This is a genomic window from Bradyrhizobium sp. 604_D8_N2_3 (genome assembly GCF_051810765.1).
GTDB lineage: Bacteria > Pseudomonadota > Alphaproteobacteria > Rhizobiales > Xanthobacteraceae > Bradyrhizobium > Bradyrhizobium barranii.
On sequence record NZ_JBPWPM010000001.1, the window covers coordinates 9,204,247 to 9,227,589 of the forward strand.

Sequence of the window (23,343 nt, forward strand, 5' to 3'; positions counted from 1 at the left end):
GCGATTGGCGACGGCGGCGACTTAGACCGGCCTTTCCCCCTTCACCGTCACGCGCGTGCCTGAACGCGTATGCGGCCAGTAGTCCCACATCGCGCGGTGCTGGGTGCAGCGGTTGTCCCAGAACGCGATGGCATTCCCGGTCCAGCGGAAGCGGCACTGGAACAGCGGGTTCTCGGCGTGCTGGTAGAGATAGGCCAGCATCGCATCGCTCTCGTCGCGCGGGATGCCGTTGATGTGATGGGTGAAGCCGCGGTTGACGTAGAGCGCCTTCCTGCCCGTCACCGGATGCGTGCGCACCACCGGATGCTCGGCGCTCGGATAGGACGGACGATCGGCGACGCCGTAATTGGCGTAAAGCCCGCGATAGATCGGCTCGCCGTCATGCAGCGCGGTCAGCCCGTCGAGATAGGCCTTCATCCGATCCGACAGCGCCTCATAGGCCGCGTACATGTTGGCGAACAGCGTGTCGCCGCCGCGCGGCGGGCACTGCTTGATGTAGAGGATCGAGCCCATCGGCGGCTCGAGATCGCAGGACACGTCCGAATGCCAGCCCTCGCCGTTCGCCCGCGGCGAGTTCTTGTCGGCGTAGATCTTCATCAGCGCGGGATCCTCGTCCTCGTGCGGCGCGGCGGGATGGAAATGCAGCTCGCCGAACTTGCGGCCGAACGCGAGATGCTGTTTTGGCGTGATGTTTTGATCGCGGAAGAAGATGACGAGGTTTTCGGCGAGCGCGCGGTGGATCTCGTCCATCTGTCGGTTGGAGCGGGCATCGCCATCGACGAGGCTGCCGAGGTCGACGCCGGATATTTCCGCGCCGATGATGGGGGTGAGCTTTTCGACCGCGATGGTCTCGTAAGCCGCGCCGTCTTCGGCCGTGTGGCGGTAGCGCGGGCCCTGCTTGCCGGCGAGTGAGCTCATGGCATGTCTCCCGATCATTTTGATTGGAAGACATCGTAGCCCGGATGGAGCGAAGCGCAATCCGGGAACGGGTCGTTCCACGGTGGGCAATGCCCCGGATTTCGCTGCGCTCCATCCAGGCTACGGTCGCGCAAAAAATAAGGCGGGTTGCTTTTGGCAAACCCGCCCTACGATTCCAATGTTTGGGAGACGCTTACTCCGCCGCGGTCACCGGCACCTTGGCGCCCTGGCCGTAGCGCTGGTCGATGTAGTCGATCACCAGCGCCTTGAAGTCGGCGGAGATGGTCGGGCCGCGCAGCGTGCGGAATTTCTTGCCATCGACGAAGACGGGCGCGGCCGGCGCTTCGCCGGTGCCCGGCAGCGAGATGCCGATATTGGCGTGCTTGGATTCGCCGGGGCCGTTGACGATGCAGCCCATCACCGCGACGTTGAGCTCTTCGACGCCCGGATATTTCGTCTTCCAGCCCGGCATCTCGTCGCGGATGAACGCCTGGATCGAGCTCGCCAGCTCCTGGAACGTGGTCGATGTGGTGCGGCCGCAGCCGGGGCACGCCGCAACCAGCGGCACGAAGGTGCGGAAGCCCATGGTCTGCAGCAATTCCTGGCCGACCTGCACTTCGCGGGTGCGGTCGCCGCCGGGCTCCGGCGTCAGCGAGATGCGGATGGTGTCGCCGATGCCCTGCTGAAGCAGGATGCCGAGCGCGGCCGACGAGGCCACGATGCCCTTGGTGCCCATGCCGGCCTCGGTGAGACCGAGATGGATGGCGTAATCGGAACGCGCCGCGAGATCCTGATAGACCGCGATCAGATCCTGCACGGCCGAAACCTTGGCCGACAGGATGATGCGGTTCTTGGGCATGCCGAGTTCTTCGGCGCGTGCGGCCGAGAGCAGCGCCGACTGCACCATGGCCTCGCGCGTCACCGCGCGCACGTCGCGCGGATTGGCGGACGCGGCGTTCTCGTCCATCAGCTTGGTCAGCAGCTCTTGGTCGAGCGAACCCCAATTGGCGCCGATGCGGACCGGCTTGCCGTTCTTGTTCGCGATCTCGATGATGTCGGCGAACTGGGTGTCGCGCTTGTCCTTGAAGCCGACATTGCCGGGATTGATGCGATATTTCGCGAGCGCCTCGGCGCAGGCCGGATAGGCCGCGAGCAGCTTGTGGCCGATATAGTGGAAGTCGCCGATCAGCGGCGTGGTGATGCCACGCTTGGCCAGGCCGTCGCGGATATGCGGAACGGCAGCAGCGGCCTCCTCGCGGTCCACGGTGATGCGGACCATTTCGGAGCCGGCGCGCGCAAGCGCTGCGACCTGGGCGATGGTGCCGTCGATGTCGGCGGTGTCGGTGTTGGTCATCGACTGCACGACGATCGGCGCACCGCCGCCAACGGCGACGTCGCCGACCTTGACCTGGGTGGTCCGGTGCCGGGGCGCCGGGCCCGCAATGTCGGAATCAATGGGGTTTTCGAGCTTGTTCATGGGGTCCAAATATCAGGTTTTGGTGACGTTGAGCAATGCATCGCGCGGCGCCGCAGCCGTTGAGCTGGGACGGTTAACCAGAAAAAGCCCAGCAATTACAAGGATCGCAGCGGCCCCGAATGTCAGGCTCAAGGTGTCGTGCATGATGAAATAGCTACCCACCACGCCAAACAAAGGGGTGATGAAGGTAAAAGCCGACAATTTGCTGGCCGAATAGGTCTTGACCAGCGCGAACCAAAGCGTGAACGTGGTTCCAACCACCCAGATCGCCTGGAAGGCCATCAGGCCGAGCGACAGCGGCGACGGGGTCTGGGTGATGGTCTCCCCAAACAGCCAGGCGGCGGTGCCCAGGATCGGGATCGAGGTCGCGACCTGATAGCCGAGTGCTTTTTCCGGCGCCGCGAAGCGCAGCCGGGTGCCCTTGGCGACCAGCGTGGTCGCCGCCCAAAGCCCTGCGCCGGCCACGATCAGGAGGTCGCCGAGCAGGATGTGCGAATCCACATTGGGCTGCGGCACGCCGATCGCGAGCGCAACTCCGGCAAAGCTCACAGCCAGCCCCAGCCATTGGGTGCCGCCGAGCCGCTCGCCGAGCACCTGGTAGGACCCGAGCGCGACGAAGAACGGCGCCGTGTAGAGGAACACCACCGCGCGCGAGGCCGAGGTCAGGCGCAGGCCCTGGAAAATCAGCACGAACTCGACGCCGAACATCAGCCCGGCGACCAGGCCGGCCTTCCACGTGCCGTCGCGCTCGAAGAATTTGACGCCGCGCAAACTGCCGACGATGAACAGCACCGGCAGCGCACCCATCGAACGGATCATCGCCTGGAGCATCGCCGGCACCTCCGGCAGCACCAGCTTCACTGCGATCTGATTGAAGCCCCAGGTCAGGCACAGCATGAGCATCAGGGCGATGGCGCCGGCACTGAGGGGGCGACCGGCGGACGGTATGGCTTGTGGTGCGGACATTTCTTCCCGAATACCGGCTTGCGCCGTTGTTGCTTTATGCAGCTTTCTGACAATGGGCGCAGACGCCCGTAATCTCCACCACGGACAGTTTTGGTGCGAAGCCTGAGCTGCGCGCCGCGGCATTGAGGTCCTTGGCGAAGGACGCCGACGGGATCTCGCCGACCAGGCCGCAGCGCTCGCAGATCAGGAACGCCACCGCCGAGGTCGCGTCGTGGTCGTGGGCGGCGCAGGCGAGGTAGGCGTTGCGGCTTTCGATGCGGTGCACGAGGCCGTTGGCCATCAGGAAATCGAGCGCACGGTAGACCGTGATCGGCGCCGGCCGCGGCATCGACTTTGCCAATTCGTCGATGATCTCATAGGCGCCGAGCGGCCGGTGGCTGGAGAGCAGCGCCCCCAGCACCTGGCGGCGGATCGGCGTGAATTTCTGCGCGCGAGCCTCGCAAACCGTCTCGGCGTGCGCCAGCGCGTCCGCGGTGCAGCGGCCGTGATCGTGGTCGGGCGTCGGAAATGCCGGCTTTGCGAGGGTCATGTGGCCTGCCTTCTAGCATTTCGGCCGTGGAACCCAAAGCGCGACCGGGAATGCGCCTGCCAGCCATGCTCTTGCTGCGGGACAGCGTCCCGCTAATCCGCCACGAAATAATCATAAGCTTGCTTATTATAGTCAAGCTCATTGGAGATAACCTTATGACCCGCGGGTCCGTCGACCAGAACTTCCTGTTCACGCTCGGTGAACTCTACCGCCTCTTGCGGGTCTATGCCGACAAGGAGGCATCGCGCTTCGGCATCACCCGCGCGCAATGGGCGGTCCTGGCCAAGGTCGAGCGCAGCGAGGGCATGAAGCAGTCGGAACTCGCCGAGTTGCTGGAGATGCAGCCGATCACGCTGACGCGCCTGATCGACAAGCTCTGCGACAGCGACTGGATCGAGCGCCGCAGCGACGCCTCGGACCGCCGCGTCAAGCGCCTCTATCTCAAGAAGGCCGGCCGTGCGCTGCTCGGCAAGATGAGCGGCCTGAAATCGGAACTCACGGCGAACGCACTCGACGGCATCAGCCCGGCGGACGCCCACCGTCTCCTCACCCAACTCGAATCCATCAAGGAAAACGTGCGTAACGCGATCCAGACATCCGGCGCGGAACAAGCGCGTAAGGAGCAGCGCTATGGCTGATCAGGTCCTCAAGTTCCAGCCCGAGCAGAAGAGCGACAGCGGCAAGCCCACCAAGAAAGCCGGCACCGATCCGCGCCGCCGCCTGGTGGCGGGCCTGCGCCGCTATCGCCGCTTCCTGCTCCTGGTCGTGCTGCCGCTCGTCGTCGCCGTCGGCGGCCTCACCTTCTATCTGAACGGCGGCCGCTACGTCGGCACGGACGATGCCTATGTCGGCGCGCAGAAGGTCCTGGTGACGCCCGACATCTCCGGCAAGATCCAGAAGGTCGTCGTGAGGGAAGGCCAGATCGTCAAGCAAGGCGACGAGCTGTTCGAGATCGATCCCGTGCCGTTCCGCCTCGCGGTGGACGAGGCCAGGGCGCAGCTGATGCAGGCGCAGTCGACCTATGACAACCTCCGCGCCAACATCAAGATCTACGGCGACATGCTTAACCTTGCGCAACAGGGCGTCGACCTGAAGCAGCGCGACGTCGAGCGCAAGCAGGCGCTGGTGAAGAACAGCTACGGCTCGCAACTCGACCTCGACAACTCCGCGAACGCGCTGGTCACATCAGGTTCGATCGCGCAATACGTCAAGCAGCAGATCTCGGCGGCCAAGACGCAGCTGCTCGGCGACACCGACCTGCCGCTGGAGAAATTCCCGCCTTACGCGCAGGCCAAGTCCAAGCTCGACAATGCCGAGCGCAATCTCGACCACGCCGTGGTGCGGGCATCGATGGGCGGCGTTGCGACGCAGGTCGAGCAGATTCAGCTCGGCCGCTACGTCACCGCCGGCACGCCGGTGTTCTCCATCATCGACGTCGCCCACCCCTGGGTCGACGCCAATCCGAAGGAGAGCGACCTCACCCACGTCACCGAGGGACAGCCTGTGACCCTCGAGGTCGACGCGTTCCCGAACCACGTCTTCAAGGGCAAGATCGGTTCGCTCTCGCCCGGCACCGGCGCGCAATTCGCGATCCTACCGCCGCAGAACGCCACCGGCAATTTCGTCAAGGTGGTACAGCGCGTGCCGATCCGGATCTATTTCGACGAGACCGACAAATACGTGCGGAAGCTGAAGGCCGGCATGAGCGTCTACGCCACCATCGACACCGGCCACAAGCGCTCGCTCGCCGGCCTGTTCGGATTGTCGGCGACGGCGAACCAGGACAAAGACCAGGACAAGGACTGATCCGATGTCCGGCCCCAATGCCAGCCTGATGGTCCCCGGCCTGCGCAGGAACATGGTGACGATCTGCGCCATGACCGCGACCATCATGCAGGCGCTGGACACCACCATCGCCAACGTCGCCTTGCCCTACATGCAGGGCTCACTGTCGGCCTCGCAGGACCAGATCAACTGGGTCTTGACGTCCTACATCGTCGCCGCCGCGATCATGACGGCGCCGGTCGGCTGGATCGCCAACCGCTTCGGCCGCAAGCGCATCTTCATCATCTGCGCCGCCGGCTTCACCTTCGCATCCGTGCTGTGCGGCTTGGCGCAGGACATCAACCAGATGGTGCTGTTCCGTCTGCTGCAAGGCGTGTTCGGCGCGGCCCTGGTGCCGCTGTCGCAATCAGTCATGCTCGATTATTACACGCTCCAGGAACGCGCCAAGGCGATGTCGATCTGGGGCATGGGCGTGATGATGGGCCCGATCATGGGCCCCTCGCTCGGCGCCTGGCTGACCGAGACCTATTCCTGGCACTGGGTGTTCTTCGTCAACCTGCCGTTCGGCGCCATCACCGTGCTCGGCCTGATCGTCTTCATGGACGAGACCCGGAAGGATATCAGCCTCAAATTCGACTGGTTCGGTTTCGCCGCGCTGGCGGTCGCGATCGGCTCGCTTCAACTCGCGCTGGACAGGGGCGAGCAATTGGGCTGGCTCGAATCCAATGAGATCATCGCAGAGTTCATCGTCTCGGCCGTCGCCTTCTACTTCTTCCTCGCGCACTCCTTCACGACGTCGTCGCCGTTCATCCGCTTCGCGCTGTTCAAGGATCGCAACTTCGTCACCGGCTGCATGTTCATGGTCGTGATGGGGCTCGTGCTGTTCTCGACCATGGCGCTGGCCTCGCCCTACATGCAGAACGTGATCGGCTATCCCATCATCACCGCCGGCCTGCTGCTGGCGAGCCGCGGCTTCGGCACCTTCTTCGCCATGATGCTGGTTGGCCGCATGATGCGTTATTTCGAGGCACGCACACTGATCATCACCGGCCTGACGCTGACCGCGGGCTCGCTGTTCCAGATGACCGGGTGGACCGACCTGACCCAGGTGCCGGAGATCGTCACCGTCAGTGTCATCCAGGGCTTTGGCTTCGGCCTCGTCTTCGTGCCGCTCTCGACGGTGGCATTCCTGACCCTGTCGAACGAGCTGCGTACTGACGGCACCGCGATGCTGACCCTGATGCGCAACGTCGCGAGCTCGGTCGGCATCTCCGTCGTCATCGCCGAACTGACGCAGGGAACGCGGAGGACCTACGCGATCCTGTCCGAGTACATCAACCCGTTCAACCACGCGCTCCAGATGCCCAGCGTCAGCGGCATGATCAATCTCTCCACCGACGCCGGCCGCGCCATGGCCGACAGGATGGTCAGCGTGCAGGCGCAGATCATCGCCTTCGCACACGACTATATGCTGGTGATGATCTTCATCCTCTGCACCATCCCGCTCGCCTTGCTGATCGGCTCGACCAAGGCCACGCTGCGCAAGCAGGCCGCGGGGCCGGAACATGCGGTGATGGAGTAGCCACTGGCGTCATGCCCCGCGAAGGCGGGGCATCCAGTACGCCGCGGCTTCTCCGAAGCCCACAAACGTCTCTGGAATACTGGGTCGCCCGGTCAAGCCGGGCGACGACAGCGAGCAGGCGGCACGAGTTACTACAGTAACTCCTCGCAGCCCAAATCCTCGACCGCCATCATCACCCGCTCCAGATTGTTCCACCAGATCACCGGCGGGATGTTGATGCTCCACTGCCAGACCGGCTTGGTGATGTGCCAGAGCACGGACCAACGGTAGTCGCGATCGAGCGCACCTCGCGTGTAGCCCGTGATGCCGCTTTCGATCAGCGTGTCATGATAGAAATTGAGCAGCGAGCGTTCGAGCGCCTGCCGTCGCTCCGGGTACCATTGCATCGCCATCATGTAGGCGAGATCGTTGGTCGGGACGTCGATGCCCCACAGGTCGAAGTCGAAGATGCGCGCGGTATCGGCGACACCGGTGCGGGGCAGCAGGAAATTCCAGCTATGGGCATCACCATGGGTGATGCTGAGATGACGGCGCGAATGATAGCGCTCGGATAGCCGGGCCGACTGATCGATGAGGCGACGGTAGATGAGGCGTCGCTCCTCGCTGAGGCGGTCACCGAGCAAATCGGCAAAGCGGTCGTAATGACCTGCAAACGCCTCCATGTGCTGCGTGCTGTCTTCGGTGCTCGCCCAGCTGCCGACGGTCTCGCCGAGATCGGGATGGTCCCACCAGGCCGCATGCCAGCGCGCCAGCGTCGTGACGATCGCGATCGCCTGCTCGCGTGACGGCGGCAGCGGCCATTGCGTTGCGACCTCGTGGCTGTCGGTGAGATCCTCGAGCAGCAGGTGCCAGGCGAGGCTTTCTTCGTCGAAATGCGCGTCGAAGCAGCGCGGCACCAATCCCAGCGGCATCTTCGGCGCAGGCTGCGTGTAGTACGCCACCTCGTGCCGGCCGGCATTGGCGAGCGTCTGCGCAAACGCGGAATTGGCGGTCTTCAGGATCAGTGATTGCGGCGCACCGGCGGATTCCCCGACATAGCGCAGGCCGAGGCGGACGATGTGTGACACGACGGTGTCACGCTGATGCAGCACCTTCACCTCGCGCACCGCGCCAGCGTCCAGCACGCCACCCCTGCGCAGCGCAGCCGTCAGTTGGGCGGGCTCAACGACCGCCGGCAGTTGTGGAGGTGTCATGACCACGATGCCCCTGTCCCGCGCCATACTGCGCGATCACGACCCCACACACCAGTTGCAGACCCGGCGCCCGGCTCAAGCCGCGGCGGTCGAGTCGCGCACGGTCCGGACGACGACCGACCGCAGCGATTCCAGATTGGCCGCCATGCCCGCAATCGCCTGCCTCACCTCCGTGGCGCGCTCGTCCACCGAGGCGGCGTCGCGGCTGACATTGGCGATCTTGGCCGAGACCTCCTTCGCAGCGGATGCCGATTCGGAAATCGACCGCGCGATCTCCCGCGTTGCGGAGTCCTGCTCCTCCATCGCCGCCGCGACCGAGGTCGCCACGCCGTCGATCTCGACGATGTGGCCTCCCATCGTCTCGACCGCATCGACCGCGGCCTGGGTCGAGGCCTGCACCTCGGCGATCAGGCGCCCGATCTCTTCGGTGGATTTGGCGGTCTGGTCGGACAGCGATTTCACTTCGGCCGCAACCACCGCAAAGCCGCGGCCGGCCTCGCCGGCCCGCGCGGCCTCGATCGTGGCATTGAGCGCCAGGAGGTTGGTCTGGCCGGCGATGCCGCCAATGAGGTCGGAGACCTCCGCAATCTTCTTCACCGCGCCCGCCAGCGCCTGGATGGTCGAACGCGCCTGCTCGCGGCCCGCGACCGCCGATTTCGTGACCGTGCTGGTCCGCGCCACCTGCGTTGCGATGTCCCGGATCGAGGCGCTCAGTTCTTCGGCCGCGGCCGAGACCGTCTGCGAGCTGCCCAGCGCCTGGGTGGACGCCGAGGCCACCGCCTGCGACTCCGCAGACAGCGACCGGGCGATCTCGGACAGGCTGGAGGCGGCCCGTTCGACACCCTGGCTCGCCACGCTCGCGGAATCGACCGAGCGGCCGGTCTCGCGCTCGACGGTCTCGGCCATCTGGTGCAGGGCACCGCGCTTGGCCGTCGCGGCCTCCTGCTCCTTCCGCAACTGCTCCTCGCGCAGGCGCGAATTCTCGATCGCCCCCTGCTTGAACACCTGGAGCGCACCCGCCATCGAGCCGACCTCGTCCTGGCGGTGCGCGAAGGGGATGTCGGCGGCGAGATCGCCGGTCGCGAGCTTCTGCATCGTGTCCGTCATGCGCACGATCGGGCGTACCACGCCAAGCGCGACGCCGAGCAGGCCTGCGGCAATGAAGGCCAGGACGGCTGCGGAGACGCCGAGGAGAATGTAGAGGATCGAGCTGTCGCGCTCGGCGGCCAGCTTCTCCATGTCGGCATTCTGCTTGTTGGCGCTCTCGACGATGCTGTCGATGACGGCGCGGTGCGCGGTGTAGGCGTCCTTGAGCTGCGCATAGGCGCGTTCGGCGCCGGCCACGTCCTTGGCTTTGAGGGCTGGCAGGAGCTGGTCGGACAGAAGCTTCCAGAACTTCTGCACCTCGGCGTCGGATTTCGACACCAACGCCGTCTTCAGATCGGTGGAGAGGTTGGAGGTGGTCCAGAATGCCTTGCGCTCATCGTAATCCTTGCGGAGCTGGACCAGGCGTTCGCCATGGGCCGACAGCTGGTCCGGCTCACGCATGGCGAGCGTGGCCTCGAGATAGGCTTCGATCACATATTCGGGCGGCGGCAGGATGTCCGCGATGAGGTCGTTGCCGAGCTTGATGTCGGAGTAAAGCGGACCGCCGACCTTGAGCTCGCGCAGGGCGTAAAGGCTGGTCGAGACGACGGCAGTAAAGCCGATGGCGAGCACGATCCCGAATGCAATGACTGCAGAAGAAAGCGAGAGACGAATTTTCATGAAACAATCCAATGGCGCAGGTCGAAATCCGAACGGACCCTAAACAACTGCGGTAAACACGGGATTGCTTCGCGCGGAAATTGTATCCCGCGGGCACCGGAAAATTACGAAAAGAGGACGTCAGTCGGTCGTTTTTGCGTCAGCGAGACCGACTCGGGGCACGAACAGAAACGTCTCAGGCCCGATGAAACGCAGCAACCAGCTCAGTTGCGCTGGATGAGAAACGCGTGGCGGCTGTCGATATCGCCGCCACGCGTTGCTGCCTCACATGTCGAAGAACACCGTCTCGTCGTCGCCCTGAAGCCGCAGGTCGAGCCGATAGACCGCCTTCCCCGCCTCGCGCGTCGCGATCAGCGTCGCGCGGCGATCGGCCGGCACCAGTCCCAGCACGGGATCGGCGACATTGCCGGCCTCGTCGCTGAAATAGATACGGGTGTAGAGATGCCGCAGCATGCCGCGACCGAACACCGCAAGGACGATGTGCGGCGCCTGTGGCTTTCCGTCGGGATCGGGCACCGCGCCCGGCTTGACGGTGTCGAAGGAATAATTGCCGTCCTTGTCGGTGCCGCAGCGGGCAAAGCCGCGGAAGCTGGCATTGGGCAGCGCGCGCTTGTCCTGGGGGTCGGCGAAGCGGCCCTTCGCATCCGCCTGCCAGATCTCCAGCATGACGTCGGGCACGACGACGCCGTCGCCGTCGAACACGCGGCCTTCGATGCGGACGCGGTCGCCGGTGACGTCGGGCGTCAGCGTCGAGTTGGTGAACGCGTCGTTCCAGGCGTATTCGCCGGTCGGTGTCAGGCCGTATTTGAAGAACGGACCGACGGTCTGCGATGGGGTAATACCGTTGTCCTGCACTTAAGTGTTCTCCATTGGCGTGGCGTTCTTGCCGCGCAGCACGATGTCAAAGCGGTAGCACAGCGCCCATTCGGGCTGCGTGTTCTCGAGGTCGAAAGACGACACCATCCGCGCCCGCGCCTTCTCGTCCGGCACCGAATTGAAGATCGGGTCGAACGGGAACAGCGGGTCAGCAGGGAAATACATCTGCGTCACGAGGCGCGTTACGAAGGAATGGCCGAACACCGACAGATGGATATGCGCGGGACGCCAGGCGTTGTGGTGATTGCCCCAGGGATAGGCGCCAGGCTTGATGGTGACGAAACGGTAGTAGCCGGCGGCATCGCTCACGGTGCGGCCCGCGCCGGTGAAGTTCGGATCGAGCGGCGCCGGATGCTGGTCGCGGACATGGACGTAGCGGCCGCAGGAATTGGCCTGCCAGATCTCGACCAGCGAGTTCGGCACGCCGCGGCCGTCCTCGTCGCGCACATGGCCGTGCACGATGATGCGCTCGCCGATCGGCTCGCCGGTATGCTGGGTGGTGAGATCGGCATCGCCCTCGCGCACGGTCTCGTGGCCGTAGACCGGGCCGGTCAATTCCGACAGCGTGTGGCGCATCGGGATCAAGGGCTTGTTCGGCGCGCGCTTGATCGAGCTCTTGTATTCGGGCGACAGCGGCAGCGGATGCGCCTTGTTGCTGTCGACGGGATAGATGAATGTCATTGGCGAACTCCTCCCCGGCCATTTTGCTCCAGCCGGTCAACGCTCCCCCCGATCATTATAGAACATAACTAATCTAGGGAAGCGGGTTTGGCGGGCGTCCTGCGCCCGGCAGGGCCACGCTATTTGATCGGCGGACGCGGTAACACGGCCTCACCGGCCTCCAGCCGGTAGGTGTGGTCGAGCGAATACCAGGGGGTCGGGACGTCTCGTGCGGTCGGATGCGGCGTGTCGTGGCGCTGGAACTTGCCGATCAGTGCCTGCGTCACCCCGAACTGCACGTCGCTGTCGATATGGGGGTCGGCGGGGTCGTAGACCTGCGAGATCAGCACCTTGAATCCGGGCTTGAAGATCAGCGCGTGCAGATGCGCGGGACGATAGGGATGCCGGCTCTGCGCCTCCAGGAGGCGGCCGACCACGCCGTCGGTCGGGATGGGGTAGCCGACCATCATCACCGAGCGGAAGGCGAAGCGTCCGTCCTGGTCGGTCGTGAACTTGCCGCGCAGGTTCATGTCGGCCTGATCGGGGTCCTGGTTCTCGTAGAGACCGACCGGCGAGGCGTGCCAGACATCGACCTCCGCACCCGTGACGGGACGGCCGTCCCTGTCGACGACGCGGCCGCTGACGAACAGCGGCGCGCCGGGCGTTTCCGAGCGGACGATCGAGCCGCCATTCTCGACCCGCGGCGAGTTCAACCGCCAGAACGGGCCGAGCAGCGACTGATCGGTTTCGGTATTGCCCTGATCGCCGTTGTTGAGCAGGCACACCAGCGGCGAGACGCCGAGCGAGCCCGCCATCAGCACGACTTCGTTGTGCGTGTCGGTGGTCAGCTTGCCGAGTTCGGCGATAACAGCGGTGGCGTCGCGGAATTCCTTCTCGGTCAGGCGCACGTCGCGGACGAAGCCGTGAAGATGCTTGACCAGCGAGACCATGATCTGCCGCATCCGCGGGTCGGACGTCCGCTCCATAACCGCCAGTGCGGCGGCCGTGACATCCTGCTCGCGCTCGATGATCATGACACGGCCCTCGAAAGGCCCTCTCCCCGTTTGCGGGGAGAGGGAGAAGAGAAAGCTTAATTCAGCTTCTCGATCGCAACGGCAACGCCCTGGCCGACGCCGACGCACATGGTGGCCAGCGCCAGCTTGCCGCCGCGCTTTTCCATGCCGTGGACGGCGGTGAGCGCGAGGCGCGCGCCGCTCATGCCGAGGGGATGGCCGAGCGCGATGGCGCCGCCATGCGGATTGACGAAATCGGCGTCGTCAGCGACGCCGAGCTGGCGCATGCAGGCGATGCCTTGCGAGGCGAAGGCCTCGTTGAGCTCGATCAGGTCGAAATCGCTGATCTTCTTGCCGAGGCGTTCCATCAGCTTGCGGGTCGCCGGCACCGGGCCGATGCCCATGATGCGCGGCGGCACGCCGGCCGAGGCGAGGCCGAGGATGCGTGCGCGCGGGGTGAGGCCATGCTTCTTCACGGCGGCTTCAGAAGCCAGGATCATCGCGGCCGCGCCGTCATTGACGCCGGAGGCGTTGCCGGCGGTCACGGTGCCGGGATTGCGCACGATCGGCTTCAGTTTTGCCAGGCCTTCCAGCGTCGTCTCCGGGCGCGGATGCTCGTCCTTGTCCACGGTGATCGGGCCGGCCTTGCCGCCGGGAACGGTGATCGGCGTGATCTCCTCGGCGAAATAACCCGCCGCGATCGCCGCGCCCGCGCGCTGCTGCGAACGGATCGCGAAGGCGTCCTGGTCGGCGCGCGAGACCTGGAATTCCTCGGCGACGTTCTCGCCGGTCTCCGGCATGGCGTCGACGCCATACTGCGCCTTCAACAGCGGATTGATGAAACGCCAGCCGATGGTGGTGTCAAAAATCTCGGCGGAGCGCGAGAAGGCTTCCTGCGCCTTGCCCATCACGAAGGGCGCGCGGGTCATGGATTCGACGCCGCCGGCGATCGCAAGCTCGATCTCGCCGGAACGGATGGCGCGGCCAGCCGCACCGACCGCGTCGAGGCCGGAGGCGCAGAGCCGGTTCAGGGTCTGCCCGGGAACCGAATCCGGCAGGCCCGCAAGCAGCAGCGCCATGCGCGCGACGTTGCGGTTGTCCTCGCCGGCCTGGTTGGCGCAGCCGAAGAAGACTTCGTCGACCTGTGCCCAGTCGAGATTGGGATGCTTGGCCATCAGCGCCTTGATCGGGGCCGCCGCGAGGTCGTCGGCGCGCACCTTGGCGAGCGAGCCGCCGAAACGGCCGATCGGGGTCCGCACGGCATCGCAGATAAAGACGTCACGCATCGTTGTTCTCCCTGAATGCCGCGGTCCGGCCCAAATTCTTCAATGTCCGCGGAGTTTTAGGAGGGCGCCCGCGGCAGGTCAATTGACGGTTTCTTGCTTGTTCCGAGGGGGGCGCACGCTGCCAATGCATGCCGTGGTGCGGACAACGTGGAAAACCTCCGCTCGCCGGCCAAACCGGTAGGAGCAGGAGGCGAAATTTTGTAGGTTGCGCCGCCCATGACAATGCAACAGCCGATACCTGTGCCGCCCCCTGACGAAGCGCCCACGCTGCCGGCGGAAGCCATCGCGCGCGTCACGCCGATGATGGAACAGTACCTTGAAATCAAGGCGGCGCATCAGGGCCTGCTGCTGTTCTACCGGATGGGCGACTTCTACGAGCTGTTCTTCGAGGACGCCGAGATCGCCTCGAAGACGCTCGGCATCGTCTTGACCAAGCGCGGCAAGCATCAGGGCGCCGACATCCCGATGTGCGGCGTGCCGGTCGAGCGTTCCGAGGATTATCTGCATCGCCTGATCAGCGCCGGCCACCGGGTCGCCGTGTGCGAGCAGACCGAGGATCCCGCCGCCGCCAAAGCGCGCGGCAACAAGAGCGTGGTACGCCGTGGCGTGGTGCGGCTGGTCACGCCGGGCACGCTGACCGAGGACACGCTGTTAGACGCGCGCGCCAACAATTATCTGCTGGCGATCGCGCGCGCCCGCGCCTCCGGTGGCGGCGACCGTTTTGGCCTCGCCTGGATCGACATCTCGACCGCCGAATTCACGGTGATGGAATGCTCTAGCGGCGAGCTCGCCGCAACGCTGGCGCGCATCAATCCGAACGAGGCGATCGTCACCGACGCACTCTACAATGACAGCGAGCTCGGACAGACCTTGCGCGAGCTGCCGGCGGTGACGCCGCTGACCCGCGACGTCTTCGATGGCGCCACCGCGGAAAAACGCCTGTGTGATTATTTCGCCGTCGCGACCATGGACGGGCTGGCGCAACTGACGCGGCTCGAAGCGACCGCCGCAGCCGCCGCCGTCACCTATGTCGACCGCACCCAGGTCGGCAAGCATCCGCCGTTGTCGCCACCCGCGCGCGAGGCCTCGGGCGCGACCATGGCGATCGATCCGGCCACCCGCGCCAATCTCGAACTGACGCGAACGCTCGCGGGCGAACGCCGCGGCTCGCTGCTCGACGCCATCGACCGCACCGTGACCTCGGCCGGCTCGCGCCTGCTGGCGCAGCGGCTGGCCGCGCCACTGACGGACGCGCCCGCAATCGCGCGGCGGCTCGATGCCGTCAGCGCCTTCGTTGCGGACTCCGCTGCGCGTGAAGACATCCGCAGCATCCTGCGCGGCGCGCCCGACATGTCGCGGGCGCTGGCCCGCCTTTCGGTCGGCCGCGGCGGACCGCGCGACCTCTCCGGCCTGCGCGACGGCATCATCGCCGCCGACCAGGTGCTGGCGCGGCTTTCCGAGCTCGACCAGCCGCCGCAGGAGATCGCGGTGGTGATGGCGGCCCTGCAGCGTCCGTCGCGCGAGCTCGCATCCGAATTTGCCAGCGCCCTTGATGAGCAGCTGCCGCTGATCAAGCGCGACGGCGGCTTCGTGCGTCAGGGCTACGAGCCCGCGCTCGACGAAACGCGAAACCTGCGCGACGCTTCGCGTCTTGTGGTCGCCTCGATGCAGGCGCGCTACGCCGATCATACCGGTGTGAAGGGCCTCAAGATCCGGCACAACAACGTGCTCGGCTATTTCGTCGAGGTCACCGCGCAACACGGCGACAAGCTGATGTCGGCGCCGCTGAATGCGACCTTCATCCATCGCCAGACGCTGGCGGGCCAGGTGCGCTTCACCACCTCGGAGCTCGGCGAGATCGAGGCCAAGATCGCCAATGCCGGCGACCGCGCGCTCGGGCTCGAGCTCGAGATCTTCGAGCGGCTGTCCGCGAAGGCGCTCGATATCAGCGACGATCTGCGCGCCGCTGCCCATGCCTTTGCGCTGCTCGACGTCGCGACCTCGCTGGCCAAGCTCGCGGTCGACGACAATTATGTGCGGCCCGAGGTCGATGGCTCCCTCGGCTTCGCGATCGAAGCTGGCCGCCATCCCGTCGTGGAACAGGCCTTGAAGCGCAATGGCGAGCCATTCATTGCCAATGCCTGCGATCTCTCGCCAACACCGGCGCAAAAATCCGGCCAGCTGTGGCTGCTGACCGGTCCCAACATGGCCGGTAAATCGACCTTCCTGCGCCAGAACGCATTGATCGCGCTGCTGGCGCAGATCGGCAGCTTCGTGCCGGCGACGCGCGCGCGGATCGGCATCATCGACCGCCTGTTCTCGCGCGTCGGCGCCGCCGACGACCTCGCCCGCGGCCGCTCCACCTTCATGGTGGAGATGGTCGAGACCGCAGCGATCCTGAACCAGGCCGGCGAGCGCGCGCTCGTGATCCTCGACGAGATCGGCCGCGGCACCGCGACGTTCGACGGCCTCTCCATCGCCTGGGCCGCGATCGAGCATCTGCACGAGAGCAACCGCTGCCGCACGCTGTTCGCCACGCATTATCACGAGCTGACCGCGCTCTCGGCAAAACTGCCGCGGATGTTCAACGCGACGGTGCGGGTGAAGGAATGGCAGGGCAATGTCGTGTTCCTGCACGAGGTGCTGCCGGGCTCGGCCGACCGCTCCTACGGCATCCAGGTCGCCAAGCTCGCCGGCCTGCCGCCGGCCGTGATCACGCGCGCCAAATCGGTGCTGGCGAAGTTGGAAGCCCAGGACCGCGGTCAAACCGCCCGGGCGCTGGCCGACGATCTGCCGCTGTTCGCGGTGCCCTCGCGCGCCGCCGCCGAAGCCGCGCCGCCGAGCGAGGCGGAGCTATTGATGGACGCGGTGAAGGCGCTGCATCCGGACGAGATGTCCCCGCGCGAGGCGCTGGATGCGCTGTATGCGTTGAAGGCCAAGCTGCCGAAGCAGTGACGATGCCGTAGAGTGGGCAAAGCGCAGCGTGCCCACCATTCAACGACCAATTCGCGGGAAGATGGTGGGCACGGCGCGCGAAGAGCGCGCCTTTGCCCACCCTACGACTTCTGCGCGCTTGGCTACGCCCTTGCCGCCATCGCAGCAGCTTCCGCGGCGGCGCGCTGCATGCTCGTCGACATCTCGTTCGTGACCGTGCTCTGCTCCTCGACGGCAGCGGCTGTCGAAGTGACGTATTCGCTGACGTTGTTGATGGCCTGCTTGATCGAGCCGAGCGCACTGACGACGTCGCCGGAGATGCCGTTGAGGCTGCCGATCTCCTGGCCGATCTTGTCGGTCGCCTGTCTCGCCTGATTGGCGAGGCTCTTCACCTCGGAAGCGACCACCGCGAAGCCGCGGCCAGCCTCGCCGGCGCGCGCCGATTCGATCGTGGCGTTGAGCGCGAGCAGGTTGATCTGACTGGTAATGCTGTTGATCATCTCGATGATGCCGCTCATCGCCTTCGCTGCCTCGGTCAGCCGCTGCGCCTGCGCGTCGGCAGAGGCAACCTGCTCCACCGCGCTCATCGCGGTCTCGCGGGACTTGGTCATCGCTTCGGAGATCTCGCGCACCGACGCGTTCAGCTCCTCCGAGCCTGCGGCGACCGATTCCATCATGCCGCGGACGCGCTCATTGCCCATGCGGACCAGCACCTGCCGCGTGGTGTCAGTGGCGTATTTCACGACCTTGAACGGCTTGCCGTTGAGATCGAGGATCGGGTTGTAGGAGGCCTGGATGTAGACCTCCTTGCCGCCCTTGCCGATGCGCTTGTATTCAGCCGCCTGGTACTGGCCGCGATTGAGCGTGGCCCAGAACTCGCGATAGGCAGCGCCGTCGCGCTCCAATGGCTCGACGAACATGCTGTGATGCTTGCCCTTGATCTCGGCCAGCGAATAGCCGAGCGTGCCGAGAAAATTGGCATTGGCGGTGATGATCGTGCCGTCCATGTTGAATTCGATCACGGCCTGCGCCTTGTCGATCGCCGAGATCTGACCAGCGAGGTCGGCGTTCTTCAGCTTCTCCGCGGTGACGTCGGTCGCAAATTTGGCAACGCCGAACGGCTTGCCGTTCTCGTCGAGCAGCGGGTTATAAGAGGCGAGGATCCAGACCTCGCGGCCGCCCTTGCCGATGCGTTTGTATTCGCCCGCCTGGAATTCACCGCGGTTGAGCCTGGCCCAGAATTCGCGATAGGCCGCGCTGTCGCGCTCAGCGGGGCCTACGAACAGGCTGTGATGCTTGCCCTCGATCTCGGCCAGCGAATAGCCGAGCGCCTGGCAGAAATTCTGGTTCGCAGTCACGATAGTGCCGTCGAGCTTGAACTCGATGACGGCCTGGGCGCGGCCGATGGCGGACACCTTGGAGGCTTCCGTCATGGCATTGATCTTCTTCGCGGTGATATCGGTCGCGATCTTCACGACCTTGATCGGCTTGCCGTCGCCGTCAAGCACGGGATTATACGACGCCTCGATCCAAATCTCGCGACCACCCTTTGCAATCCGCTTGAACTCCGCGGCCTGGAACTCGCCGCTCTTCAACGCGGACCAGAACGCCTTGTACGCCGCGCCGCCTCGCTGATCGGCGGGCACGAACATGGAGTGATGCTTTCCCTTGATCTCCCCCAGCCCATAGCCCAGGGCCTTCAGGAAATTCTCGTTCGCGGTGAGGATGGTGCCATCCAGTGCAAATTCGATCGTCGCCTGCGAACGGCCGATGGCGTCGAGCTGTGCCTGGGCATTTCCATGGGGATTACGACCAAACATCAAAACATCTCCAGAATGGATCGCATGGTGCCGCAGCGCAACGCGCCTCAAAGACAGGCGAGCGGACGCCCTCGGACAGACCGAGCGTTGGAATATGACTAGCTGTGAACTATGTGGGTCCGTTCACGCGTACAGAGGACCCGCCTTGATGCCCATGTCCGCCCAAACGCGGAAACGACAACCGACGAGTAGCTTTACGGGGAATGCACCAAATTTAGATTAATGCACCTATCGGAATCGGGCAGCCCATCTCCGAAGAAATACGGAGTGATGGAACCGAAAATGGCCGGCGGAAGAAACGGCCGAAACGCGAATTAGCAACGATCAAATCGATACTTAGCGACGTCGCGACATGAACGGATTGCGGCCCCGCGCGCACTTTTCCGCGCGACTACCGTCCAGGATGCTGCCCCATTAACGCAACGCCTTCCGGCGGCCGTCAGCGGCTCGCCCTGGCAAACGGCTCGATCAGCTTCAAGGTGGCGGCGAGGCGGATGCTGCGCTTGCCGGCGAGCGCGATCGCTTCCATGTCGGCGCCCTTGTCATCGCAGTGGCCGGAGAAGCCGATGCCCACCTCATAGCCACCGAACAAGGGATGCTCGCTCTTCGCCGGCGTGTGTTCCTGATTGACGAATTCGCCTTTCCAGCGACCGTTCGCCGAAGAATAGGCGCCAAGATAATAGAAGAAGGCATCGCCGCCGAGGATGCGGCCGTCGCGCAGCAACATCACGCCGGTATGGCCACCGGTAATTCCATCCAGCATCCGGATGTCGATCGAATAGAGTCCGCTGACGATGCCGCCCTCGCCGACCGCACCGGGCGGGGGAACGTCCTCGTCGCCGAGCGGCGTCATCACGGCGCGAAACACCGAGGCGTCCTCGACCACTTCTCCCTCGAAGCGGTAGAGCTTGCCCTGCGGTCGACCGCGAATGCTGATTGTGACGGCGTCGGAACTGACCAGCGACCTGTGCTGCGGCGACCGGCTGTGGCGCTTCGTCCGGAGCCTGGCGACGATTTCGCCGTCCACAATCTCGTAGGTGCCGAAGTGGGCGAAGGCCGTGTTGCCGCCAAGCATTTTCCCGGCATGGGCGTACAGCACGCTGCGGCCGGAGCCGTCGTTGATATCGTATTCGACCTTGTACAATCCCTCCACCGCACGCCCCGATCTTGCTCTGTTGCCAGTTTAGCGGGTCTGCCAGCCCGGGTAACTAACTATCCTGACGCAGGGTTGAGGTCCCAAGCGTAGCGTATCTCGCCTTACGAAGCGCGGCGCGGCTGATGCATCGGCCTCTTCCGTCGTCCCATCCACCACAGCGTCAGGTTCCAGCCGATGCAGGTGGCGAGTGCGCAACTCAAGCCGATCGGCGAGCCGAACTGCGTGACGGCGACGTGCAGCACCGCAATTGCCAGACCGAAGCCGAGCAGGCCCCAGGCGGAGTTGGCGAGCACGGCAGCGGTCGGCGGGCCGCCGATGCGCGGATGCAGGATCACCATCATGCTGGTGAACACGATCGGGTAGAGTGCGATGACGCCGCTCACCCGCGGGCCGACCCATCCCGAGGTCGAGACCACGATCGCAACCAGCGTCGCGACCAGCGAGGCGCGGAATGGAATGTCGTACCAGCGACGCGTCACCAGCGGCATCTTCACATGGCGGTATCGTGCGAGCAGCGGAATGCAGATGCCGAAGGCGACCAGGTTGACGGCGAGCCCGGCGGTCAACGTCCAGTCGAACAGGCGGATGATGGAGGCCAGCACGATCCACACCGCGACCGCGCTGCCCGCGCTCACCAGCAGATTGTTCCGCTGCGCCAGCACGACATAGGTGAGCCCAAGGACGATCGTCGCCGCGTTGACCGGAAGGCTCGACAGCGCGCCTTGCGCGATGAAGGCGGCATCATGGTCGAGCGCGAGGAAGACGTAGGAAGGACCGGCCGAGATCGGCAAGGTCGCCACCAGTCCGCCGATCACCGGACCGGTGCGCTCGGCAATGAACGACGCGGACACGACGAACGCCGCGGCGATCGCCATGCGCAGGACGAGGAGGATGATGAAGTGGAGCTCGGGGGGCATTTTTTTGCTTCTTACCCTGCCCTTGAGGGGGAGGGTCGGCTCATATGGAGCGTAGCGAAATATGAGACGGGGTCGGGTGACAGTCTCTCGACGGATACGGCGCCCGAGTGGAGAGATCACCCCACCCCGCTCGCGCTGCGCGCGATCGACCCTCCCCCTCAAGGGGAGGGTCAGGAAGTCACATCCGCTGCATCGACACCGAAACCTTCGGGCCGTTCTTGATGGTCTGGTAGACCACGCAATAGCGCTCGGTGAGTTTCAGGAGCAGATCAAGCTTGTCCTGCGGCGCGTCGGTGTCGACCTCGAAGCGCAGGCGGATCTCGGCGAAGCCGACCGGAGTCTCCTTGTCGACGCCGAGCGTGCCGCGGAAATCGAGATCGCCCTCGGCATAGACATTGCCGGTCTTGAGCGGGATCTCGATGGCGGTCGCGACCGATTTCAGCGTGACGCCGGCACAGGCAACCAGCGCTTCCAGCAGCATGTCGCCGGAGCAGAGCTCGAGGCCGGAGCCGCCGGTGGCCGGATGCAGGCCCGCCATCGCGATGGCGCGGCCGGTCTCGACCTTGCAGGCGATGCCTTCGCTGTCGGTCGAGCCCTTGGCCTTCAGCGTGATCATCGCGGTCTTGGGATCGGTCTTGTAGCGTTCCTTGATCGGGGCCTGCATCTGGCGCAGTGCTGCGGCGTCCATCTTGTTCTCTCCCGGAAAAATCGTCCCTCGATGTACCGGCTCAGAGAGAAAATGTCACCACCACATGGCCTGACCGGGACCCTGGGTTGCGTCACGGTCGGGCACGTTGCGGTCGAGCGAACGGTCGAGTGACGTCAGCACACTTCGCTTGAAATTCTCGAACAGCGGCGAATTGCGGTCGCGCGGCCGGCCCAGATTGATCTCGATCTGGTCGAACAGCCGGCCCGGCCGCGGCCGCATCACCAAAACGCGATCAGCCAGCACCACGGCCTCGTCGACGTCATGTGTGACGAGGATGAGTGTCGGCCGGGTGTCGGCCCAGAGGTCGAGCAGATGATCCTGGAGATCCCTGCGGGTGAAGGCGTCGAGCGCCGAGAACGGCTCGTCGAGCAGCAGCACTTCCGGCTGCGGCACCAGCGCACGCGCGATCGCGACGCGCTGCGCCTGCCCGCCCGAGAGCTCGCGCGGCCAGGCCTGCGCCTTATCAGTGAGCCCGACGCGGGCGAGCGCGCGCGCCACCTTCTCGCGCCGCTCGGCCGCGGGCAGGTCGGCAAGGCCGAAGCCGATATTGTCCGCGACGCTGAGCCAGGGCAGAAGCCGCGGCTCTTGGAAGATGATGCCGATTTTTGCGTGCGGCGAACTGATCGCCTCGCTGTCGAGCGTCACCATGCCTGCGCTCGCGCGATCGAGGCCGGCGATGGCACGCAGCAGCGTGGACTTGCCGCAGCCGGAGCCGCCGATGATGGCGACGATCTCGCCCTGTTTGATCTCAGCGGAGAATCGCGCCAGCGCCTGCACGCCGTTGGGATAGGTCTTGCTGACCCGGTCGAGCGCCAGCATCGCGTTACGCTCCCTTCGCGCGCCCGAAGGCGTCCTGCCAGCGCAGGAACGGCGCGGCCCCGACCTCGATCAGCCAGTCGGTGAGCTTGCCGAGAATGGCGAAGATGACGATCGCGGCCAAAATCTGCGCGGGCTTGCCGAGCTGCTGGCCGTCGAGCAGGAGATAGCCAAGGCCTTCGGAAGCGCCGATCAGCTCGGCCGCCACCACGAACATCCAGCCCAGACCAAGGCCGACACGCAAGGACACCACATAGGCCGGCAGCACCGCGGGCAGCAGGATGCGGCGGATCATGGCGAACCCGGAGAGGCGGAAGGTGCGACCGACCTCGACGATCTTGCGATCGACGGAAAGGATCGCGCCCATCACGCCGAGATAGACCGGGAAGAACACGCCGACCGCGATCAGCGCGATCTTGGAGGTCTCGAAGATGCCGAGCCAGAGAATGAACAACGGCACCCAGGCGAGTGAAGGGATCGCACGCAGCGCCTGCACGGTCGGATCGAGCAGCCGCCGCGCCAGCGACCAGTAGCCGGAGATGGCGCCGAGCACGGTGCCCGCGATCACGCCGAAAGCGAAGCCGAGGCCGACCCGCCATAGCGTCGCGGCGATGTGGCGGACCAGCTCTCCGGAGCGGGCGAGCTCGGTGATGGTCGCAAAGACGCGCGAGGGGGGCGGCACCAGACGGCCGTTGGACCAGCCGGACCACACCACCAGCTCCCAGCCGAGCGCGAGGATGAGCGGCAGCAATATTCCAAGCAACGGCCGCGCATAACGCGACAGCCGCGAGGGCGCGGCGGCGCTTTCGGCCGGTTCCGAGGTCTGTTGCAGGACTGGCGCGTCGGAGATCATGGCCGGTAGGAAGCGCGTCTGATCGGGGAATGCAAGGGCGCGCGGCAATCTCGGTTGTCGCCCCGGACAAGCGAAGCGCAGATCCG

Annotated in this window: 20 protein-coding genes; 4 read left to right on the forward strand and 16 right to left on the reverse strand. The window is 65.3% G+C overall.

Translation table 11 applies throughout. The features are described 5' to 3' along the window. Positions 1-21: 21 nt before the first annotated feature. From AB7245_RS44180 to AB7245_RS44195, 4 genes are all read right to left on the reverse strand, one after another. On the reverse strand, positions 22-918 hold the full coding sequence (locus AB7245_RS44180) for a TauD/TfdA dioxygenase family protein (RefSeq protein ID WP_085404045.1): 897 nt from the start codon (positions 916-918) through the stop codon (positions 22-24). A 193-nt stretch (positions 919-1,111) separates the two neighbouring features. Then, positions 1,112-2,395 carry a flavodoxin-dependent (E)-4-hydroxy-3-methylbut-2-enyl-diphosphate synthase gene (gene ispG, locus AB7245_RS44185; protein WP_085404046.1) on the reverse strand — a complete coding sequence of 428 codons (1,284 nt, stop codon included), beginning with the start codon at positions 2,393-2,395 and terminating at the stop codon, positions 1,112-1,114. Between the two features lie 12 nt (positions 2,396-2,407). Then, positions 2,408-3,361: a DMT family transporter gene (locus AB7245_RS44190; protein ID WP_085404047.1), complete on the reverse strand. Its 954-nt coding sequence runs from the start codon at positions 3,359-3,361 to the stop codon at positions 2,408-2,410. A 34-nt stretch (positions 3,362-3,395) separates the two neighbouring features. Continuing rightward, positions 3,396-3,890, reverse strand: coding sequence for a Fur family transcriptional regulator (locus AB7245_RS44195; protein ID WP_038943833.1), 495 nt, complete (start codon positions 3,888-3,890; stop codon positions 3,396-3,398). Between the two features lie 155 nt (positions 3,891-4,045). Here AB7245_RS44195 and AB7245_RS44200 point away from each other — a divergent pair, with 155 nt between their 5' ends. Genes AB7245_RS44200 through AB7245_RS44210 form a run of 3 tightly spaced genes read left to right on the forward strand, consistent with a single transcriptional unit; the run spans position 4,046 to position 7,257 of the window. Next, the gene (locus tag AB7245_RS44200) at positions 4,046-4,528 is read left to right on the forward strand and encodes a MarR family winged helix-turn-helix transcriptional regulator (protein ID WP_014491125.1); all 483 of its coding nucleotides are present in this window, start codon (positions 4,046-4,048) and stop codon (positions 4,526-4,528) included. After that, complete coding sequence (locus AB7245_RS44205; RefSeq protein WP_085404048.1) at positions 4,521-5,696, forward strand: HlyD family secretion protein; 1,176 nt, start codon at positions 4,521-4,523, stop codon at positions 5,694-5,696. The genes AB7245_RS44200 and AB7245_RS44205 overlap by 8 nt, the downstream gene beginning before the upstream one ends. A gap of 4 nt (positions 5,697-5,700) precedes the next feature. Next, a complete protein-coding gene (locus AB7245_RS44210; protein WP_085404049.1) occupies positions 5,701-7,257 on the forward strand; it encodes an MDR family MFS transporter in 1,557 nt (518 codons plus the stop codon). A 131-nt stretch (positions 7,258-7,388) separates the two neighbouring features. On the opposite strand, the gene AB7245_RS44215 is transcribed toward AB7245_RS44210, so the two are convergent. The 6 genes from AB7245_RS44215 to pcaF all read right to left on the reverse strand — a co-directional run bounded on the left by AB7245_RS44215 (position 7,389) and on the right by pcaF (position 14,052). Beyond that, positions 7,389-8,477 carry a phosphotransferase gene (locus tag AB7245_RS44215; RefSeq protein ID WP_085404050.1) on the reverse strand — a complete coding sequence of 363 codons (1,089 nt, stop codon included), beginning with the start codon at positions 8,475-8,477 and terminating at the stop codon, positions 7,389-7,391. Between the two features lie 48 nt (positions 8,478-8,525). Next, positions 8,526-10,217: a methyl-accepting chemotaxis protein gene (locus AB7245_RS44220; RefSeq protein ID WP_135215600.1), complete on the reverse strand. Its 1,692-nt coding sequence runs from the start codon at positions 10,215-10,217 to the stop codon at positions 8,526-8,528. A 264-nt stretch (positions 10,218-10,481) separates the two neighbouring features. After that, complete coding sequence (gene pcaG, locus AB7245_RS44225) at positions 10,482-11,072, reverse strand: protocatechuate 3,4-dioxygenase subunit alpha (RefSeq protein ID WP_085404052.1); 591 nt, start codon at positions 11,070-11,072, stop codon at positions 10,482-10,484. Beyond that, a complete protein-coding gene (pcaH, locus tag AB7245_RS44230; protein ID WP_071909017.1) occupies positions 11,073-11,774 on the reverse strand; it encodes a protocatechuate 3,4-dioxygenase subunit beta in 702 nt (233 codons plus the stop codon). Between the two features lie 119 nt (positions 11,775-11,893). Further along, a complete protein-coding gene (locus AB7245_RS44235) occupies positions 11,894-12,787 on the reverse strand; it encodes a dioxygenase family protein (protein WP_085404053.1) in 894 nt (297 codons plus the stop codon). Positions 12,788-12,843: 56 nt separating this feature from the next. Beyond that, positions 12,844-14,052: a 3-oxoadipyl-CoA thiolase gene (gene pcaF / locus AB7245_RS44240; protein WP_085404054.1), complete on the reverse strand. Its 1,209-nt coding sequence runs from the start codon at positions 14,050-14,052 to the stop codon at positions 12,844-12,846. A 216-nt stretch (positions 14,053-14,268) separates the two neighbouring features. On the opposite strand from pcaF, the gene mutS reads away from it, so the two are divergent. Next, positions 14,269-17,007 carry a DNA mismatch repair protein MutS gene (gene mutS / locus AB7245_RS44245; protein WP_085404055.1) on the forward strand — a complete coding sequence of 913 codons (2,739 nt, stop codon included), beginning with the start codon at positions 14,269-14,271 and terminating at the stop codon, positions 17,005-17,007. A gap of 122 nt (positions 17,008-17,129) precedes the next feature. On the opposite strand, the gene AB7245_RS44250 is transcribed toward mutS, so the two are convergent. The 6 genes from AB7245_RS44250 to AB7245_RS44275 all read right to left on the reverse strand — a co-directional run bounded on the left by AB7245_RS44250 (position 17,130) and on the right by AB7245_RS44275 (position 23,257). Further along, positions 17,130-18,806 (reverse strand): methyl-accepting chemotaxis protein, encoded by a 1,677-nt coding sequence (locus tag AB7245_RS44250; protein WP_135215601.1) that lies wholly within the window; start codon positions 18,804-18,806, stop codon positions 17,130-17,132. 439 nt (positions 18,807-19,245) lie between these two features. Then, positions 19,246-19,959 carry a hypothetical protein gene (locus tag AB7245_RS44255; RefSeq protein ID WP_085404057.1) on the reverse strand — a complete coding sequence of 238 codons (714 nt, stop codon included), beginning with the start codon at positions 19,957-19,959 and terminating at the stop codon, positions 19,246-19,248. 104 nt (positions 19,960-20,063) lie between these two features. Continuing rightward, entirely contained in the window at positions 20,064-20,879 is an 816-nt protein-coding gene (locus AB7245_RS44260) for a hypothetical protein (protein WP_085404058.1), read from the reverse strand. A 178-nt stretch (positions 20,880-21,057) separates the two neighbouring features. Beyond that, positions 21,058-21,567 (reverse strand): OsmC family protein, encoded by a 510-nt coding sequence (locus AB7245_RS44265; protein WP_028149375.1) that lies wholly within the window; start codon positions 21,565-21,567, stop codon positions 21,058-21,060. Positions 21,568-21,621: 54 nt separating this feature from the next. Then, entirely contained in the window at positions 21,622-22,407 is a 786-nt protein-coding gene (locus tag AB7245_RS44270) for an ABC transporter ATP-binding protein (protein WP_085404059.1), read from the reverse strand. A 4-nt stretch (positions 22,408-22,411) separates the two neighbouring features. Next, positions 22,412-23,257 carry an ABC transporter permease gene (locus tag AB7245_RS44275; RefSeq protein ID WP_085404060.1) on the reverse strand — a complete coding sequence of 282 codons (846 nt, stop codon included), beginning with the start codon at positions 23,255-23,257 and terminating at the stop codon, positions 22,412-22,414. Positions 23,258-23,343: the final 86 nt, after the last annotated feature.